This is a genomic window from Streptomyces sp. NPDC047049 (assembly GCF_040643995.1).
Lineage (GTDB): Bacteria > Actinomycetota > Actinomycetes > Streptomycetales > Streptomycetaceae > Streptomyces > Streptomyces mooreae.
In genome coordinates this window covers 1-17,639 of sequence record NZ_JBEYVM010000005.1, presented here as the reverse complement: position 1 = coordinate 17,639, position 17,639 = coordinate 1, and the positions used below count along the sequence as shown (strand labels likewise).

The following is a 17,639-nucleotide window of genomic DNA, read 5'->3' as shown; positions in this document are numbered from 1 at the left end:
AAGTGCCTCCTGGGTCAGTCGTGGGCGGAAGATGCCGCGTCGGTCGTCTTCTCGGGGACGGAAGCGGGCCTGCTGCGCGGCGGAGCGAGCAGGGGTACGGACAGGCATGCGGCGATGGCGGCCAGTGCGAGCGCGGCCCGTACACCCTCATGAGGTCCGGTCAGCCCCCAGGCGGCGGTGGCCAGCGCGGGGCCGAGGGTGAAGCCGAGGCTGCGGGCGAGCTGCACCGTGGCCCCCACGGTCGCGATCCGGTCCGGTGGGGCCGCGCCCATGACGAGCGCCTGGGTCGGGCCGCCGTTCAGGCCCAGCCCGACGCCCGCCAGCGTCAGCCGCCAGGCCACGTCCAGCGGTGCCCAGCCGTCGCCCAGCGGGAGCAGCAGGAGCAGGCCGGCGGCGGTGAGGGCGGCGCCGGTGACCGCGACCGGCCGGGCGCCGATGGGGGTCCCCCCTGCTGGGGCGGATCCGGGAGCTCGGGGGAGGTCGGCGAGGCGTCCGCCGAGTGGCCCGGCCACCGCCATCCCGAGGGGGAAAGCGAGCACGGTCAGTCCGGTCGTGGTGGCGCTGACACCGTTATCGCGCTGGAGGTGCAGGGCGACGACGTAGTGCATGGCGGCGAATCCGGCGGCGAGGGTCAGCACCGCCCCGTGCGCGCGGAACAGCCCCGCCGTCCGGAGCGCGCCGGCCACCGGTCGTCCGCCCGGCCCGCGCAGCCACCACCACAGCGGCGGTACGGCGGCGAGGGCGAGGAGCAGCCAGGCCGGGCCGTCCGGCGCCAGCGTCAACGCCAGCAGCACGATCGCGGCACCCGCGGCCACCAGCAGCGCGTCGGCCACCGACCGGCGGTCAGGAACCCGCAGACGTCCGTCCCGGGGCATCGCCCTCCAGACCACGGCCAGGGCGAGCAGACAGAAGGGGATCTTCACCAGGAAGACGGAACGCCAGCCCAGGCGGTCCAGCAGCATTCCGCCCACGGCGGGCCCGATCACCGCGCCCAGCGGGCCCAGGGTGGCGGGCACGCTCATCGCCCGTCCGCGCAGCTCCGGTCGCACGGAGCGGAGCGCGAGGACCGGCATCAGCACGAACAGCGCCGCCCCGAACGCGCCCTGCAGCAGACGGACGGCGATCAACCAGGTCATCCAGGGTGCCGCGGCGGCCAGGGCGCTGCACAGACCGAAGCCGCAGGTCGCCGTCAGCACCGCGGAGCGCAGTGCCACCCCGTCGAGCCATCTGCCGACGGGCAACAGCAGGGCCACTACGGCCAGTTGATAGCCCAGCACCGCCCACTGCGCCGTTGCCGTGGACACCTGCAGCCCCTCGGCGATGTCGGCCAGGGCCACATTGACGATGTTCATGTCGAGCATCGCCACGAACGCCAGCACGCCCGCCACGGCGACCAGCGGCCAGCGGTCCGCGCCCCTGGGTATGTGACCGGTCTGTTCCGCACCGGGACCGTCGTTGGTCACCCTTCTCCCCCTCACCGCCACGGGTGGGCCGCCGGGCAGCAGCCTCGCTCCATAGGTCGGGGAGGAAATGCGGTGAGTTCCCGGTGATGTCCAAGAACATCACCACAGGCGGCGCCCGGGCCGCTGCCAGGCATCTGACCGTGACCGGCGTCCGTGACCGGCGTCCGTGACCCGCGTCCGTGGCCGGGCTCGGGCAGGCCTCCTCCCCCGCCTCCTCCTCCCGGACGGCGCCCCGCCGTGGAACTCCGTACTCCCCTCAGCCGACTCCTTGAGGTGAGGGCGTCGACCTGAACCCGCGCCCTCCGCGGATCCGTACACCGGCGAAAGCCACTGACCCCAGGAGTCCCCCATGGCCCAGAAGCAGTACCACGTCACCGGCATGAGCTGCGAGCACTGCGTGGCGAGCGTGACGGAAGAAGTCTCCGAGGTGCCGGGCGTGAGCGAGGTGGTGGTCGACCTCGCCGCGAACACCGTCACGGTGCACGGCACGGACCTCGATGACCAGCGGCTGCGCGCCGCCATCGTCGAGGCCGGTTACGTCGTTGCCGACTCGGTCGCCGCCTGATTCCCCACCCCCCCACGGGCCGGGCGGGACGTTGTCGCCTCCTGCCCGGCCGTGGCCGTGTTCATCGGCCGGTGGGTACCTCCGTCGGCGCAGGCGTCTTCGTGCCGGCCGGCGCGTGGTGGTCGAAGGCGATCAGCGGATCACCGGTGAGCGGGTGGTCGACCACAGCCGCCCGCACGCCGAACACCTCGGCCAGCAGGGCGGGCGTGAGGACATCACGCGGTGGTCCGGAGGCGATCACCGCTCCGGCGTGCAGGACGTGCAGTCGGTCGCACACCGAGGCGGCAGCGTTGAGGTCGTGCAGTGACACCAGCGTCGTGCGGCGCTGGGCGCGCAGCAGGGCGAGGAGTTCGACCTGGTGGTGGATGTCGAGGTGGTTGGTCGGCTCGTCCAGCACCAGCACGTCAGGGTCCTGGCAGAACGCGCGGGCCAGCAGGACGCGTTGGCGTTCGCCGCCGGACAGGGCCGTGAACCGGCGCCCGGACGCCGCTGACAGGCCCACGTCCGCGAGTGCTCGGGCGACGGTGTCCCGGTCGGTGGCGTCATCCCCCGCGAAGGCCCGCTTGTATGGTGTGCGGCCCATCGCGACGACCTCGCGGACGGTGAGTTCGAAGTCGCTCTGCCTCTCCTGCGGCAGCGCCGCGACGTGCCTGGCCCACTGGACCGCGGACAGCTCGCGGAGGTCGGTACCGGCCAGCAGAACCCGTCCGGCGGTGGGCTTCAGGTGCCGGTAGACCGTACGCAGCAGCGTGGACTTACCACTGCCGTTGGGTCCGACCAGGCCGGTGATCTCGCCCTCGGCCGCCACCAGACGGGCCCCCGCCACGACCGTACGACCGGCGTAGGCGACGCTCAGGTCTTCGATGTCGATTCTCAACTGCCGCTCCCAAGGCGCCGGTCCAGCAGGTACAGCAGGGCCGGAGCCCCGAGGAGTGAGGTGACCACGCCGACCGGCAGTTCCTGCGAGTCCATCGCCGTACGGCAGACGATGTCGACCACCACCAGGAGCAGCGCCCCGAACAGCGCCGAGACAGGCAGCAGGCGACGGTGGTCGCCGCCGACGACCAGGCGGCAGACGTGCGGCACCATCAGTGCGACGAAGGCGATCGCGCCCGACACCGCCACCAGGACGCCGGTCAGCACGCTGGTCACCATGAACAGTTCCCGGCGCAGCCGGCCGACGTGGACGCCGAGCCCTGCCGCGGTCTCGTCGCCCATCATCAGGGCGTTCAGCCCCCGGGCCCGCGCCTGGAGCCACAGCAGGGCGAGCGGCACCACGATCGCGGGCATGGCCAGGACCGGCCAGCTCGCGCCGCTCAGACTGCCCATGAGCCAGAACAGCACACTGTGCGTCTGCTGCTCGTCTCCGGCCTGCAACACCAGAAAGCTCGTGAAGCCGGAGAGGAACTGGCCGATCGCCACCCCGGCCAGCACCAGTCGCAGCGGCGCGAACCCCCCGCCCCTCCGGGCGATGGCCCAGACGAGGGCGAAGGTGGCCAGGGCTCCGGCGAAGGCCGCACCCGACAGCCCCAAGCCGAGCACCCCGCCTGTGCCAAGGCCGAGCACGAGGGAGGCGACCGCTCCGAGGGACGCTCCGTTGGAGATGCCCAGCAGGTACGGGTCGGCCAGCGGGTTGCGCACCAGCGCCTGCACCGCCGTACCGACGACACCGAGCCCGGCGCCCACGAGCGCGGCCAGCACGGCACGGGGAACGCGCAGTTGCCACACGATCAGGTCGTTCGTGCCCGGCCGTGGGGCCTCACCGGACAGGCGCCGCCACACCACGCTCCACACCTCGCCGGGCGAGATGGACGTCGATCCCCAGGCCACGGCGGCGGTCAGCGCGACGAGGAGGGCGACGCCGAGCACGCACGCCAGGGGCCCGGCGGGCAGGCTGCGTGCGTCCGCCCTCCCGTCGGTGGTCCGGTGGCGGGACGCGGACATCGTGGACGGCACGGCTAGCCGACCTTGCCCGGGTAGAGGGTCTTGGCGATCTTCTCGACCGTCTCGGCGTTCTCGACGCCGGCGATGGTGGTCGGCTCGGAAGCGATGCGCAGGAAGTGGCCCTCCTCGACCGCCTTCAGGCCGTTGGTCGCCGGGTTGGTCTCCAGCCACTTCTGTGCCTCGTCGAACGCCTTCCCGTTCGCCGTCCCGCTGCCCCGGTCGCGCACGCCGAGCTGGATCCAGTCCGGGTTCTTGGCGATCACGTCCTCCCAGCCGACCTGCTTGTTGTCGCCCTCGCAGTCGGCGAAGGCGTTGCGGGCGCCGGCCAGGGTGATCACCGCGTTGGCGACCTGGCGGTTGCAGACCACGGTGGGCTGCTTGGTGCCGGCGTCGTAGTCGAAGAAGAAGTACGCCGGCCGCTTGGCCGCCGCCGTACCGCCGACCGCCTTCTGGACCGCGCCGACCTTCTCCTTCATCCCGGCGACGAGTTCCTTCGCCTTGGCACGTGTACCGGTGACCGCGCCGAGCGCGGTGATGTCGGCCTCCACCGCCGACAGATCCCGCACGGGCTTCTTGCCCTGCGCGGCGCAGGCGGTGGACTTCAGGTAGAGGTGCTTGATTCCGGCCGCTTCGAACTCCTCCGCGGTCGGCGCATCCCCCATCCCTCCTCCGCCCATGCCCCCCATGGACGCGAACGTGTCGATGTACAGGTCGGCGCCGGAGCCGAGGAGTTTCTCCTTCGGGATCACGTTCCGGCTGAGCACCTTCACCTGCCGCCCCTGCGCATCCAGGGCGCCGGGCAGCGTGCCCTTGCCCGGCGGGAAGCCGGTGCCGATCACCTTGTCCCCGGCGCCGAGGCGGAGCAGCAGCTCCAGGCTGGAGGCGTTGCTCGTGACGATCCTCTTCGGGGCGCCGGAGAAGGTGGTCTTGGTGCCCCCGCAGTCGGTGACGGAGACCGGGTAGGACCCGCCTGCGGACTTCCCGGCGTCCCCGGTGCTCTCGTCCACAGCGTCCTTCTCCCAGCCGCCGCAGCCGGCGACCAGCAGGCCGCCCAGTACAACGGCCGCCGTACCGCCCCATACACGAGAACGCATCCATACCCTCCCAGATCCACTCGGTAAGCGGACGAAGCTCCGTTACCTGCTTCAGTAGTCGGGCCGATCTCCTGCCGGGTTCCCGCCGCGCGATCAGTCCAGGGAGAAGCCGTCGTCCTCCTCGTTCGGCGTTCGGCTGCCGCGGTGCAGACTGCCGGAACGGCCGGCCCCTGGTCGTGTCAGCCGTGCCCCGTGGCGCCGTCGCGGGCTGTCCCTGTGCGGCAGGCACGGCGGTGTACCAGCCGCACGGCCACCCCGTAGAGCACCAACCCGAGGGTGAGGCCCGCGCCCGCGCCGAAGAGCACGGTCGGGAGGTAGCCGAGCCAGTGCACCGTGGGCCCCAGAACGGCGTACGCCCGCACCACCCGGTGCACGGCGCCGGCCAGTACGCACAGCACGACCGGGGCCGTCAGCAGCAGCCGCAGCCGTACGGTCAGCACCGGTATCGCGGCCGCCCCTGACGCAGCGTCCCCGGACGCCGCGCCGCCGCGGGCGCCACCGCCCCGCCCCCGCAGGGCCGTCCACCCGAACCACCCGAGCGCCGCCGCCGCGAGCGCCGAAGTGCCGTACTGCACGAAGGTGTAAACGGGCAGGCCGCCCACCACCTGGTCCAGGCCGGGCACCAGCCGGGTGCCCCAGCGGCCCGGGTGGGTGAAGGCGTCCCAGACGACATGCGTCGTTGCCCCGAGCACCGCGGAGACCACGAACCAGGCCGCCAGGGTGAGGAGTTGGCGAAGGCCTCGGGGCCGCCGGGGCCGGCCGCGGACGACGGTGTGGACCGGACTCTGCCACGCCCGGGGCAGCAGGGCGATCAGCGGCTCGCGCACCAGCAGCCAGCCGCCGACCAGGGCCGCGGTGACCAGCACATCCACCGTCAGCACCCCCGACGGCGCGTGGGTGACCGCACCGAAGGCCATGGCGCCCGGGATCAGACTGTCGGCGTAGTACGTCATGTCCGGGGCGAACGACCCCGCCACGAGCGCCGAGGCGGCCAGCGGACCGCGTGCCGTGCCGGTCCGCCGGAGCGCGGGGAGCACGGCGGCGGCATGGCTGAGTGTGAAGGGCATGCACCTCTCCTTGATTGATTCCGGTCATGGTGGGGGTGGGTTCGATGGGGGGTGGTAGCGGTTGCGGCAGAGGCGCCGTCCTGCTCCCCGTCCGCCACCACCGCCCGGAGGTCAGAACGGGAGCCGCACCCCGGCTCCGCGCTCCAGCGCGCGGTGCATGATCGCGTTGCCCACCGTGATGTCGCAAACCGTCATGCCGATATTGCGGACGTGTTCCCTTCCCCGCACGCCGCAGCCGAACATCCCGAACGTGGTGGCGCCGGCGTGCAGCGCCGCGGCGGCCAGCACCGTCCCCGCCGGGGTACGCATCGCCCACAGCGCGGTCCCCCACCACGGCCGTCAGCGCGCAGGCCGGCGGCCCGTCGCGGCCGCCCTGACGTGAGACGTCCGCGATCGCGGCGGCGACCGCCTCGGGATCCGTGTCCGCCTCGGCCGCGATGACCACGGCCTCGTCCTCCGCACCGACGAGCCCCTGGCCCACCAGGTCCCGCGTGCAGCCACGGTCCGCCCCCTACCGGGTAGGGCCGCCCGGCCTTGGGGGCGCGGCGGCCCGGTGGCCTCCGGCGGCGCTGAGGCCCTTGTCGTCAAGGCGTCTGCCGAGCGCGAAGGCCAGGCCCGCCGCGAGCGAGGCGAGCGGGATCACACCGAGTGCGGCATGCAGTCCCATACGGTCGGCGAGCATGCCGGTCACCGCGGGTCCGGGTGCCAGGCCCAGCAGACTGTTGGCGAGGGTGAGCACGGCCATGGCCGTCGCCGTGACGGCTGCCGGGGTCAGGCTCGCCACCAGGGCGGCGGCGGGTCCCGCGGTGGCGTTGGACAGCAGCGTGCCGGCACCGATGAGGACGAGTTGCGGTGTACCGGCAGGCAGCCGGAACCCTGCCGTGAGCAGTATCAGAGACCCGACGCTGCAGACGATGGCGACGGTCCATTTGAGGTGGGGGTCCCTGCGTCCGAGCCGGTCGCAGACCATGCCGCCGCCGATCATGCCGATCCCGGTGATCAGCGCGAAGGCTCCGGCGGCGAGCCCGGCCTTGGCGGGCGCCAGGCCGTAGGAGCGATCGAGGAAGCTCGGCATCCAGGCCAGCAGCGCCATCGCGAGGAACATCTGCAGCCCGCTGCCGGCATAGGCACACAGCACGGAGACGGAGGAGAACAGCCGCGGCAGCAGCGAGCGCAGCGAGCCTCCTGCGCCCGGTGGTGCGGCCCCGGGCCCAGCCTCGGCCACCGCCGGCTTCCGCTCCGTCACGACGACGCCGTAGACGGCGGCCAGGACGAGGCCGGACAGGCCCATGACGCCGAACGTCCACCGCCAGCCCAGGTGTTGGGCCACGACACCGCCGACCGACACGCCGAGCACCGACCCGAAGGCGCCGCCCGCGATGAACGCGCCGGAGAGCGTGGCCCGCAGGCCCACCGGGAACACGCTCAGCACGACCGCGATGCCGACGCTCCCGTACGCCGCCTCACCCACGCCGACCAGGAAGCGGCCCAGGAACATCTGCTCGTAGCCGGCGGAGACCGCGCAGCCCAGGGTTGCCAGGCTCCACACCACCGCTGCCAGGACCAGGCTCCTGACCCGGCCCCAGCGGTCGGCGAGCAGCGACAGCGGGACGGTCAGCACGCCGACCATCAGGGCGACGATGCCGCTCAAGGAACCCAACTGGGCGTCGGAGAGCATCCAATCGGCCTTCAGCAGCGGGAACACCGCGTTCAGGACCTGCCGCGACATGTAGTCGGACAGCAGGAGTCCCAAGCTGAGGGCGAAGACCAGCCACGCGTAGCCGCGGGTCACCGGCTCAGCAGGGCCGGTCACCGGCAACCCCGGCGCGCTCCATCTTGCGGACGGCGGGCCAGTAGTCCTGGACGGCGTAGTGCTGCGTGGAGCGGTTGTCCCAGATGGCCACACTGTTCTCGGTCCAGCGCCAGCGGACCTGGTACTCGGGGATCGCCGCCTGACTGATCAGGTAGTTCAGGAGAAGGCTCGCGCCGGGGGCGTGGTCCTGGCCGAACCGCACGTTCCCGGGGGTGTGGTGGTTGACGAAATGGGTGGTGAAGGCGTTGACGAAGAGGATCTTCTCGCCCGTCTCCGGGTGGGTGCGCACCACCGGGTGCTCCGGGTCCGGGTATCGCGCCTTGAGCCGGTGACGCTGTTCCGTCGGCAGGACCGCTCCGAAGCTCGCTTCGATGCTGTGCCGGGCACGCAGGCCCGCGATATGGGTGCGGATGTGCTCGGGGAGCCTGCGGTAGGCCTCGGCCATGTTCACCCAGATCGTGTCACCGCCCACCTCGGGCGTCTCCACGCAGCGCAGCACAGCGCCCATGGGCGGGCAGTCGCGCCAGGTCGCGTCGCAGTGCAGGGCGTTCTCGTAGTGCTCGGGCTTGCTGTCCAGGTCCTTGTAGATGCGGACGAGGCCCGGGTGGTCGGGGTCGCCGCCGAGGACCGGGTGATCCTCCAGCGGGCCGAGGCGGGAGGCGAAGGCGACGTGGTCGGCCCGGGTCAGGTCCTGATCGCGCAGGAACAACACCTTGTGGCGGAGCAGGAGTTGTTTGATGTCGGTGAAGAGGGCGTCGTCCCGGGCGGCGTCGCCGAGCTGGACTCCGCGCAGTTCGGCTCCGATGGTGCAGGTCAGCGGTTCGACGTGGATCCTTGTTCGGGTGGAGGTCTGCGTCATGGCACTCTCCTGGGGTGTGGCTCGGGGATCGGGGGATCGGGGGATCGGGGGATCGGGGGATCGGGATTCTCAAGGAATGAGGACGGACGAACCCGTGGTGCGGCCCGCTTCCAGTGCGCGGTGCGCCGCCACGACGTCGTCGAGGGCGTAGCGCTGGTGGACGCGGATCGCGATCCGGCCGGCGGCGACGTGACCGAACAGCTCGGCGGCCAGCGCGTCCCGCTCAGCCGGCTCCGCGATGTAGTCGGCCAGCGCGGGCCGGGTCACGAACAGTGAGCCGTGCACGGCGAGTTGCATGGCATCGAGAGGCGGCACGCCGGAGGCCGTGCCGAAGCACACGAGCAGGCCGCGGCGGCTGAGCGAGGCCATGGACCCGTCGACGGTGTCCTTGCCGATGCTGTCGAGGACGAGGGGCACACCTGCCCCGTCGGTGAGCTCCCGTACGCGCTCGGCGACGTTCTCGCGGCGGTACAGGACCGTGTGGTCACAGCCGTGGGCGCGGGCGAGTGCGGCCTTCTCCTCGGTGGAGACCGTGCCGATCACGGTGAGACCGAGCAGCTTCGCCCACTGGCAGATGATCAGGCCGACACCGCCCGCGGCGGCGTGCAGCAGGATCGTGTCACCGGACTTGAGTGGATGGATCCGGCGCAGCAGGTAGGCGGCGGTGAGGCCCCGCATGGTCATCGCGGCCGCGGTCTCGCAGCCGATGCCGTCGGGCAGCCGGATCAACGGGTCGGCGGGCATGATCCGTTCCGTGCTGTAGGCGCCGAGCGGACTGCCGGTGTACGTGACGCGATCGCCCTCGGCGACGTGGGTGACGCCCGCGCCGACGGCCTCGACGAGCCCCGCGCCCTCGACGCCGAGACCGGCGGGCAGCGGGGCCGGGTACAGGCCGGTACGGAAGTAGGTGTCGGCGAAGTTGAGGCCGATGGCCGCGTGCCGGACACGGACCTGGCCGGGGCCCGGGTCGCCGACGGCGACCTGTTCGCGCCGCAGGACGTCGGGACCGCCGGTCTCATGGAAACGGATGGCATGTGCCACGGGATGCTCTCTTCGTTCGGTGGCGGTCAGCGGGCGGTGTCGCGGAGCAGGAAGCCGCGCTGTCCGGGGCGCCGGTTGGGCACCATGCCGAGCCGGGCCAGGGTCTGGTCGGTGTCCGCGTAGTACTCGCCGATGCGGTAGATCTCCTTGGCCTCCGCGCCGCTCGCGATGTCGCGGCCGAGGGCGCCGGCGACCCGCACCATCTGCTCGACCTGTTGCACGGAGCTCATGCGCTCGCCCTTGCGGGCCCACAGGTTGTCCTCGTTGCCCACGCGGACGTGCACGCCGAGGGCGATGGCGATGGCGTTCATGGGGGCGACGGCCCGCATCGAGGACTCGATGGTGAGGACGGAGCCATCGGGGACACGGCGAATGAACTCGATCAGGTCAGCGGGGTGACGGCCGGCGAACCCGCCGCCGATGGCCACATAGTTGAGCACCAGGGGGCCGGTGTACACACCGCTGCGGATCAGGCGCTCGACGGTTTCCAGCTGTGCCATGGTGGCGAGTTGGAAGTGCGGCTGGATGCCCCTTGCGTGCAGGCGCTCCAGGTGTTCGAGGTAGAAGTCGGGACCGGCCTCGACGACCATGTCACGGTAGGCCTTGTAGTAGTCGGGCTTGGCGATGGAGGTGCCGGCCAGGTCGTCGTGCGTCATGATTTCGACGATGTTCATCTGGCTGGTGTTGATGGCGATCGTCACCTGGTCGGGGCGCGGGGTGAGGTCGGCAAGCAAGTGGCGGGTGTCGTAGCTGAGCCACTTCGCCTCGGCGCCCTCGTCCTCGGGAGCGAACGAGATGGATCCCCCGATCTGCAGGACCATGTCCGGGACGGCCTCGCGCAGCCGGCCGAGCAGTTCGTTGAACATGGACATGCGCTTGGACCCGTGCCCGTTCGGTTCGCGCACATGGATGTGGAGCACGGTGGCGCCCGCGTCATAGCAGTCGACGGCGGCCCGGACGTGCTCGTCCATGGTCAGGGGAAGGTCGTCGGCGTCGCCGGGGAGCCATTCGGGCCCGTAGGGAGCGACCTGGATCACCAGCTTCTCCTGGTTCTCGGGCAGCAAGGAGTCGTCGAGGAAGTGCATGGGTCATCTCCTGATACGCGGACGTGGCGGGCCGACGGCCGTCGCGAGCCATCGGCCCAACTGGCTTTCTCCACAAGGGTGTTGCTCGACGAAACTGCGGTTCCCCTTGCGGTACCGCCACGTTAAGAGCGGGTTACCCGCCGCGCTTCACACAAGGTGACAGAAGACTTGTCACTTGGGGACAGGACCGGTGTCCGTCCGACGGGAGCGCCATTCACGTGCACTGGTGCCGAACCGGTCACGGAACCAGCGGGAGAAGGCGCTGGGCGCGGAGAAACCGAGCAGGCCGGAGATCTCCGTCAGGGAGCGGCGCGGGTTCGCCACCAGCTGCTCGGCCAGCTGTGTGCGCGTGGCGTTGACGAGTGAGGAGAACGTCTCGCCGGATGCGGCCAGATGCCGGTGGACGGTCCTGCGGCCGACGCCGAGACTCCCCGCGACCTGTTCGATCGAGCAGCGTCCGGTCGGCAGCAGGACCTCGATCAGTTCGCGCACCCGGTCCAGCTCGGTGGCCTCCGCAGCCACCGCGATGGACTCGAAGTACTGACGCGCGTAGCCGCGCAGCAAGGGGTCCGACATCGAGTTGGGCGTATCGAGTTCGGTGGCGTGGAAGACGATGCCGTTGAATTCCCCGTCGAATTCCACCACGGGCCCGAAGTGGCGCCGGTGCGCGGCGATGTCGCGAGGGGCCCCGTGGGTGAAGCACACGGACACCGGCTGCCAGCGCGCGCCGAGGAACACCCGCAGGAATCCGTGGAAGACACCGACGGCCAGCTCGACGGCCTGCCGGGCCGGCCGCGCCTCCCCCAGCTCCAGACTCACTTTGACGGTGGCGAGTCCGTTCGCCTCGCTGAGCCGACTGCGCAGCAGCTCGTTGCACATGCGCTCGTGGCGGATCAGGAGCCGCACGGCGCTGCGGACATCGGGCTCCTCCCGCAGGACGAGGCTGATGGGCCCGAGGTTGGCGAAGCGGCGACGCTCGGCGAGGAGCAGGCCGAAATCCACGCGGTGGGCGGCCACGGCGGAGCGTTCGAGGAGTTCGGCGACGGCGACGCCGGAGATCCACCGGTCCTGGACGGCGAGTCCGGCCGGATCGAGACCGACGCGTTTCATCAGGGCGCGCGGGTCGATGCCGAGGGACTGGCTGAGCTCTCTGTAGCTGCTCAGCGCTGCGTTGCGGACCAGCGGCTTCATCGGGGCGCTCCAAGGCTCTCGCCCCAACTGATAAGCCATCCGCCCTGTCAGGTCAACCGATGTGCCGGACCGTGGGCGGTGCCGTGCGCCGAGGGCCGGGCCGGTCCGCTGACGGGTGCCGGCCGTGGTGCCTGCCCGGGGCCCCCGAGCCGGGCGGCTACCTGCACGACCCCCAGCACTTCACCGTGGAGCGTCCGGTTGCGTTCATACCGGCGTTCCCGTCAGGGTGTGCGCGATGTGGTCGCTGAGGTGGGGCAGCCAGTCGGGGCGCGCGTTACCGAGGAGGTGGTCGCCGTGCGGGACCGACAGGTAGGTGCCGTGCGGTGCCAGCCGGGCCAGGGGCTCGCCGTTCGTCACGCCGGGGATGACGTCCTGGTCACCGTCCACGACCAGCAGCGGGGCCGCGATACGGGGTGCCAGGGCGGCAAGGTCCACCTGGCGTGCGAACGCGCGGGCGGCGTCGGCGCCTCCGGCGCGCCGGGCCATGATCTCCCTCACCGGCGCGGGCAGTTCGTCCCATTCGAGGCGGAAGGGGCCGCTGACGGTGGCGGCGGCGGCCACGCGCGGTTCAAGCGCCGCGGTCCGGGCCGCGAAGTAGCCCCCCAGGCTCAGGCCGACGAGCCCGATGCGTGCGGCGCCGAGGGCATCGATGGCCCGGCCCACGACCCGTTCGTAGTCCGGCACGAAGGTGGTGGTGGCCGCGAGCACGCCCTGTCCGGGACCGTCCATCGCGAACACCGCCAGCCCCCTGGCCAGCAGCGCGGACACCAGATCGAGGAACTCCTCCTTGGCCGAGTCCAGGCCGGGGACGACGACCACGGTCCCCGGCGCGTCGGCGGGGCCCCGCAGCCAGCCGGTGAACCGCTCGCCGCGCACCCGCCGCGCACCGGGCTCCAGCACGGTGAGAGCTCTGCTCAGGGCGTGGTCCGCCTCGACGGCGGCACGGTGTGCTTCCGCGTACGGCGCCAGCGTGGCCAGGTGGAACCACCGGGCCGCCACCAGCAGGTACTCCCCCGCCGAGCGGGAAGATCCCGCGTCCGCCGCGCGCTGAAGGTAGCCGTGCCCCGTGCGGTGGAAGGACGGCCCCCAGTCGGCGACGGAGGTGAAGCCCTCGGTGACACGCCGGTACTCGTGAGGGTCCACGCCCGCACCGGTGGCGCGTGTCCACTGGGCGGCGACGAACTCGGTGGCGCTCATCGTGCTCCTCCGGTCAGCGGCACGGCCTTGCCACCTACCGGCGCTCTTGAGGGGCGACCAAGGTGCCGGCGGTCTGTGCGCTGTCCGGGAGTGGAAGTCAGTCTTTGCATGGAGACGATGCAACCCCCTGCCCGCCCCGCGATCCAACAACGAACGAGCAAAGCCGACAACCTTTGGTTGTCACCTATGGTGGGGCCCATGGATCTCGACGTGGCGCAGGTACGTGCTTTTGTGCGCACCGCCGAGGAACTGCACTTCGGCCGGGCGGCCGGGACGCTCGCCATCTCCCAGCAGGCGCTGTCCAAGAGGATCGCGCGGCTGGAATCCCTGCTCGGCACCACGCTGTTCCAGCGCGGCGGCAACGGGGTCCGCCTCACCGAGGCCGGACGGCGTTTTCTCCTCCCGGCCCGGCAGACCGTGGCCGCCGCCGACGCCGCGGTCTCGGCGGTGCGCGGGAGGGAACGCCCGCTGCGCATAGACGTCTGGGGGCACCTCTACGCGCCGATGCGGACACTGGCCCAGGTTGCCAGGCAGGTCGTCGAACGGGCCGGGGAACTGGCACTGGGTCACGGGCGCGACCTGCCGTCGGTGACGGCGGCCCTGCTGCACGGCGACATCGACGCGGCTTTCGGCCGGGTCCACCCCCCGCTGCCCGCGGGACTGGCACACCGCGTTGTCCGCCTCGAACCGGTGGACGCCGTACTGAGCGATGAGCATCCGCTCGCAGCCGAACCGTCTCTCCGGCCGGACCAATTGCGCGACAGCCTGCTGTGGGCACCCGGTGCGCTGGACCGGCTCGACTTCCTCCACCGGTTCGCCGACCGATTCGGCATCCAGAACACGGCGACGAGCGTCAACCTCGGGCTCGACCGCTTCCTCGCCGAAGTGTCGGAAGAGCCGCGACGCTTCTCGCTGGTGCCTGCCGATGTGCCGCTGCCGGACGTCCCCGGCTTGCGCGCCGTCCCCCTGGTCGGTCCCACGCCGTTGTACGCCTGGTCGCTGCTGTGGTGCTCCGGAAACGGACACCCGGGGCTGAACGGCCTCGCCGCGGCCTGCACGGAGGAAGCAGGGCGAAACCGATGGCTGGAGTACGACCCGGCCCACGACTGGCTGCCTGAACCACCCACGAACGGCTCCGAGCCCGGACGGGACTGACCTGGGGCCTGTCGTGGGCAAGGCCGGCGCCGGCCCCGCCGTCACCGACGAGTCCGCGCTGTCCGTGGCCCTCCAACTGCGCGAAGACAACGAGCAGACCGCCACGGCAGCGACCGCGTGATCTCCCCGCCACTCTGCGGCCGGCGTTCGAGCCGGGGCTCCGAGGCCGGGCACCGCAGCGTCTCGGCAGCCCTGCGGCGGCCACGCCCAGGACAGAAACCGTCAATGTTGATGATGGCAAGCCGCGACAGTTATTGATAATTTGAGAAAACGTATTCAAGCACCTGCAAATAACCGTGAACCGCGGGAGCAATTGAGCCCAATATGGCCGATCCTTCGAGATGAATCTGACGCTGGAGTTAGTTACCGGAAGTCTGGGCGCTACGCGAAAAACCGACCTGACCAACCCTGATCAGCAGGGACAGGGCCGTCGGACCCGACTGTTGGTGACGATGGGGACATGAAGTAGTTGCCGTCCTCGCAGACAAGTCCATGACTCCACAACGGACAACTTGTTGTCATACGGGTCATGTTGAAGGTGTCATCACCACGGATTCCCTCGCCCCGCAGTGCCGGGGTGACATCAATGTTTTCGATGAGGTGCTCAGGTGAATCAGGATCATTTTCCCAGCCCGGCCGAGGACTCCTCCGCCATACGACGCTTCCCGGATCTCAGCTCTGCGGTCGACCTGGTTCGCGACCAAGTGGCTCAGGTGCTCGTTTATGTGCAGCCGGACATGGTCAAGGTGGATCAGTCGTTCAAGGACGCCGGCTTCGACTCCATCGCTGCCGTCCAGTTGTGCAACCGGCTGAATGATGTCACCAACCTTTCGTTGCCTGACACGGTGGCCTTCGACTACCCCACCCCACTGGCTTTGGCTGAGCATCTCTTCACGCTGACCGGCGGTGAAGCGGCCACGGAAGCTCCGGCCGGATCACACTCGTTGCAGGCAAGCCCCGCGCAAGAGGGCGAGGTATCCGCCGACGATCCCATCGCCATCGTGGGGATGGCATGCCGCTACCCCGGGGGCGTGCGGTCGGCCGAAGGTCTATGGGATCTGATATCTGCCGGCAAGGACGCCACCACGGAATTTCCCACCGATCGTGGATGGGACGTAGCCGCGCTCTACAACGAGGACCCCGATCACGCAGGTACCAGCTACACCAAGCGGGGAGGTTTCCTGGAGGGAGCAGCGGAATTCGATCCGCGTTTTTTCGGCATCTCACCGCATGAGGCATTGGCGATGGACCCGCAGCAGCGGTTGCTGCTGGAAACGTCCTGGGAAGCCATCGAGTCGGCCGGGATAAATCCACGTGCACTCCGCGGTACCAATTCCGCCGTGTTCGCCGGACTGATGTACCACGATTATGCGTCGAAGGTCGACCAGGCCCCCGGAGGGCTCGAAGGACACTTGACCACGGGAAAATCCGGCGGAGTCCTGTCCGGTCGGGTGTCGTATGTGCTGGGGCTCGAGGGGCCCGCGGTGACGGTGGACACGGCGTGTTCGTCGTCGTTGGTGGCGCTGCACTGGGCAGTGCAGTCGTTGCGCTCCGGTGAAACCTCCCTTGCATTGGCGGGCGGTGTCACCGTCATGTCCCACCCGGCAACCTTCGTGGAATTCAGCCGGCAGCGGGGGCTGTCTGCGGACGGCCGGTGCCGTTCGTATGCCGGTAGCGCTGATGGCACCGGGTTTGCTGAGGGTGTGGGTGTGCTGGTGGTGGAGCGGTTGTCCGATGCTGTGCGGCATGGGCATCGGGTGCTCGCGGTGGTACGGGGCTCCGCGGTGAACCAGGACGGCGCCTCCAACGGGCTGACCGCGCCCAGCGGACGGGCCCAGGAGCGAGTGGTACGCCAGGCGCTGTCGAGTGCCGGCCTGAAGCCAGGCGACGTGGACGCGGTGGAAGGACACGGCACGGGGACGAAGCTGGGCGACCCGATCGAGATCGGCGCCCTGGCGGAAACCTACGGCCGGGAGCGAACCGGTGCCCCGTTGCTGCTCGGGTCGGTGAAATCGAACCTCGGCCACACCCAAGCCGCCGCAGGCGTGGCCGGGGTGATCAAAATGGTGCAGGCCATGCAGCACGGCGTAGTGCCCGCATCCCTGCACGTGGACACACCCTCCCCACACGTGCAGTGGGGCGAAGGCGTCAAACTCGTCACGGCCGCACAGCCATGGCCCGAAACCGACCGACCACGCCGTGCAGGAGTCTCCTCCTTCGGCGTCTCCGGGACCAACGCACACGTCATCCTTGAACAGGCCCCACCGGAAGAGCCACCGCCCGCCCGCACGAGCGGCGGAGTGGTGCCATGGCTGCTGTCCGGCCGCACGGCGGACGCACTACGTGATCAGACCGACCGCCTGCGCGCCCACCTGGACGCCCATCCCGAACTCGACCCCGCCGACATCGGATACACCCTCGCCGTCGGGCGGGCCCACTTCGAGCACCGCGCCGTGGCCATGGACGGCGACCTGACCACATGGGTGGCCGAAGGCACAGCCGTCGCCTCTCGTGAGGTTGCTTTCGTGTTCCCGGGGCAGGGCGCGCAATGGGTGGGCATGGGGCAAGACCTCATGGAGTCCTCACCGGTATTCGCGGCGTCGATGGCGGAGTGCGCGCAGGCACTCGCTCCGTTCGTGGACTGGTCGCTGTCCGAGGTCCTCGGTGACGCCTCGATGCTGGAGCGGGTCGATGTGGTCCAGCCCGCGTCATGGGCCGTGATGGTCTCCCTCGCAGGACTGTGGCAGTCCTTCGGCGTGGCTCCCTCCGCAGTAGCGGGCCATTCCCAGGGAGAAATCGCGGCAGCCTGTGTCGCAGGCGCCCTCTCCCTCGACGACGGCGCCCGTGTGGTGGCACTGCGCAGCCAGCTGATCCGCGACAAACTGGCCGGCTCCGGCGCCATGGCCTCCATATCACTCCCACTGGACGAGGTCCGCGAACACCTCACCGGCCTGGAAGGACTCTCGGTCGCCGCCGTCAACGGCCCACGATCAGTAGTCCTCTCCGGCGACGTCAACGCCGTCGAAAACTTCGTCACGGCACGCACCGACGAAGGCGTGCACGCCCGCAGGGTCGCCGTCGACTACGCCTCCCACTCCGCCCACGTCGACGCCATCGAACAGGACCTGACCACCGCACTCACAGGCCTGCACCCCGCTTCCTCCC

15 protein-coding genes are annotated in these 17,639 nt (G+C 70.6%); 3 read left to right on the top strand and 12 right to left on the bottom strand.

Annotation, left to right across the window (positions count from 1 at the left end; all coding sequences use genetic code 11):
- Positions 1-14: 14 nt before the first annotated feature.
- Positions 15-1,463 carry an MFS transporter gene (locus tag ABZ851_RS14450; RefSeq protein ID WP_361126315.1) on the bottom strand — a complete coding sequence of 483 codons (1,449 nt, stop codon included), beginning with the start codon at positions 1,461-1,463 and terminating at the stop codon, positions 15-17.
- 349 nt (positions 1,464-1,812) lie between these two features.
- On the opposite strand from ABZ851_RS14450, the gene ABZ851_RS14445 reads away from it, so the two are divergent.
- Positions 1,813-2,028, top strand: a complete 216-nt coding sequence (locus ABZ851_RS14445) for a heavy-metal-associated domain-containing protein (RefSeq protein WP_336048479.1) — start codon at positions 1,813-1,815, stop codon at positions 2,026-2,028.
- 61 nt (positions 2,029-2,089) lie between these two features.
- Here ABZ851_RS14445 and ABZ851_RS14440 read toward each other — a convergent pair whose 3' ends face one another.
- The 11 genes from ABZ851_RS14440 to ABZ851_RS14390 form a co-directional block, all read right to left on the bottom strand.
- The gene (locus ABZ851_RS14440) at positions 2,090-2,905 is read right to left on the bottom strand and encodes an ABC transporter ATP-binding protein (protein ID WP_361126311.1); all 816 of its coding nucleotides are present in this window, start codon (positions 2,903-2,905) and stop codon (positions 2,090-2,092) included.
- The gene (locus ABZ851_RS14435; protein ID WP_361127325.1) at positions 2,902-3,972 is read right to left on the bottom strand and encodes an iron ABC transporter permease; all 1,071 of its coding nucleotides are present in this window, start codon (positions 3,970-3,972) and stop codon (positions 2,902-2,904) included. The genes ABZ851_RS14440 and ABZ851_RS14435 overlap by 4 nt, the downstream gene beginning before the upstream one ends.
- Positions 3,973-3,986: 14 nt before the next feature.
- Positions 3,987-5,066 carry an ABC transporter substrate-binding protein gene (locus tag ABZ851_RS14430; protein ID WP_361126308.1) on the bottom strand — a complete coding sequence of 360 codons (1,080 nt, stop codon included), beginning with the start codon at positions 5,064-5,066 and terminating at the stop codon, positions 3,987-3,989.
- Between the two features lie 179 nt (positions 5,067-5,245).
- Positions 5,246-6,133 carry a DUF4184 family protein gene (locus ABZ851_RS14425; RefSeq protein ID WP_361126305.1) on the bottom strand — a complete coding sequence of 296 codons (888 nt, stop codon included), beginning with the start codon at positions 6,131-6,133 and terminating at the stop codon, positions 5,246-5,248.
- A gap of 111 nt (positions 6,134-6,244) precedes the next feature.
- Entirely contained in the window at positions 6,245-6,442 is a 198-nt protein-coding gene (locus tag ABZ851_RS14420; RefSeq protein WP_361126302.1) for a hypothetical protein, read from the bottom strand.
- A gap of 202 nt (positions 6,443-6,644) precedes the next feature.
- Complete coding sequence (locus ABZ851_RS14415) at positions 6,645-7,946, bottom strand: MFS transporter (RefSeq protein WP_361126299.1); 1,302 nt, start codon at positions 7,944-7,946, stop codon at positions 6,645-6,647.
- A complete protein-coding gene (locus ABZ851_RS14410; protein WP_361126296.1) occupies positions 7,930-8,805 on the bottom strand; it encodes a TauD/TfdA family dioxygenase in 876 nt (291 codons plus the stop codon). The genes ABZ851_RS14415 and ABZ851_RS14410 overlap by 17 nt, the downstream gene beginning before the upstream one ends.
- 69 nt (positions 8,806-8,874) lie before the next feature.
- A complete protein-coding gene (locus ABZ851_RS14405; RefSeq protein ID WP_361126293.1) occupies positions 8,875-9,846 on the bottom strand; it encodes a quinone oxidoreductase in 972 nt (323 codons plus the stop codon).
- Between the two features lie 26 nt (positions 9,847-9,872).
- Positions 9,873-10,931 (bottom strand): 3-keto-5-aminohexanoate cleavage protein, encoded by a 1,059-nt coding sequence (locus ABZ851_RS14400; RefSeq protein WP_361126290.1) that lies wholly within the window; start codon positions 10,929-10,931, stop codon positions 9,873-9,875.
- Positions 10,932-11,102: 171 nt separating this feature from the next.
- Positions 11,103-12,122 (bottom strand): AraC family transcriptional regulator, encoded by a 1,020-nt coding sequence (locus ABZ851_RS14395; RefSeq protein WP_361126287.1) that lies wholly within the window; start codon positions 12,120-12,122, stop codon positions 11,103-11,105.
- Between the two features lie 204 nt (positions 12,123-12,326).
- A complete protein-coding gene (locus tag ABZ851_RS14390) occupies positions 12,327-13,319 on the bottom strand; it encodes an alpha/beta hydrolase family protein (protein WP_361126284.1) in 993 nt (330 codons plus the stop codon).
- A 198-nt stretch (positions 13,320-13,517) separates the two neighbouring features.
- On the opposite strand from ABZ851_RS14390, the gene ABZ851_RS14385 reads away from it, so the two are divergent.
- Together ABZ851_RS14385 and ABZ851_RS14380 are read left to right on the top strand one after the other, a co-directional pair.
- Complete coding sequence (locus tag ABZ851_RS14385) at positions 13,518-14,474, top strand: LysR family transcriptional regulator (RefSeq protein WP_361126281.1); 957 nt, start codon at positions 13,518-13,520, stop codon at positions 14,472-14,474.
- Between the two features lie 608 nt (positions 14,475-15,082).
- The coding region (locus ABZ851_RS14380; protein WP_361126278.1) for a beta-ketoacyl synthase N-terminal-like domain-containing protein at positions 15,083-17,639 on the top strand (2,557 nt) is incomplete at its 3' end.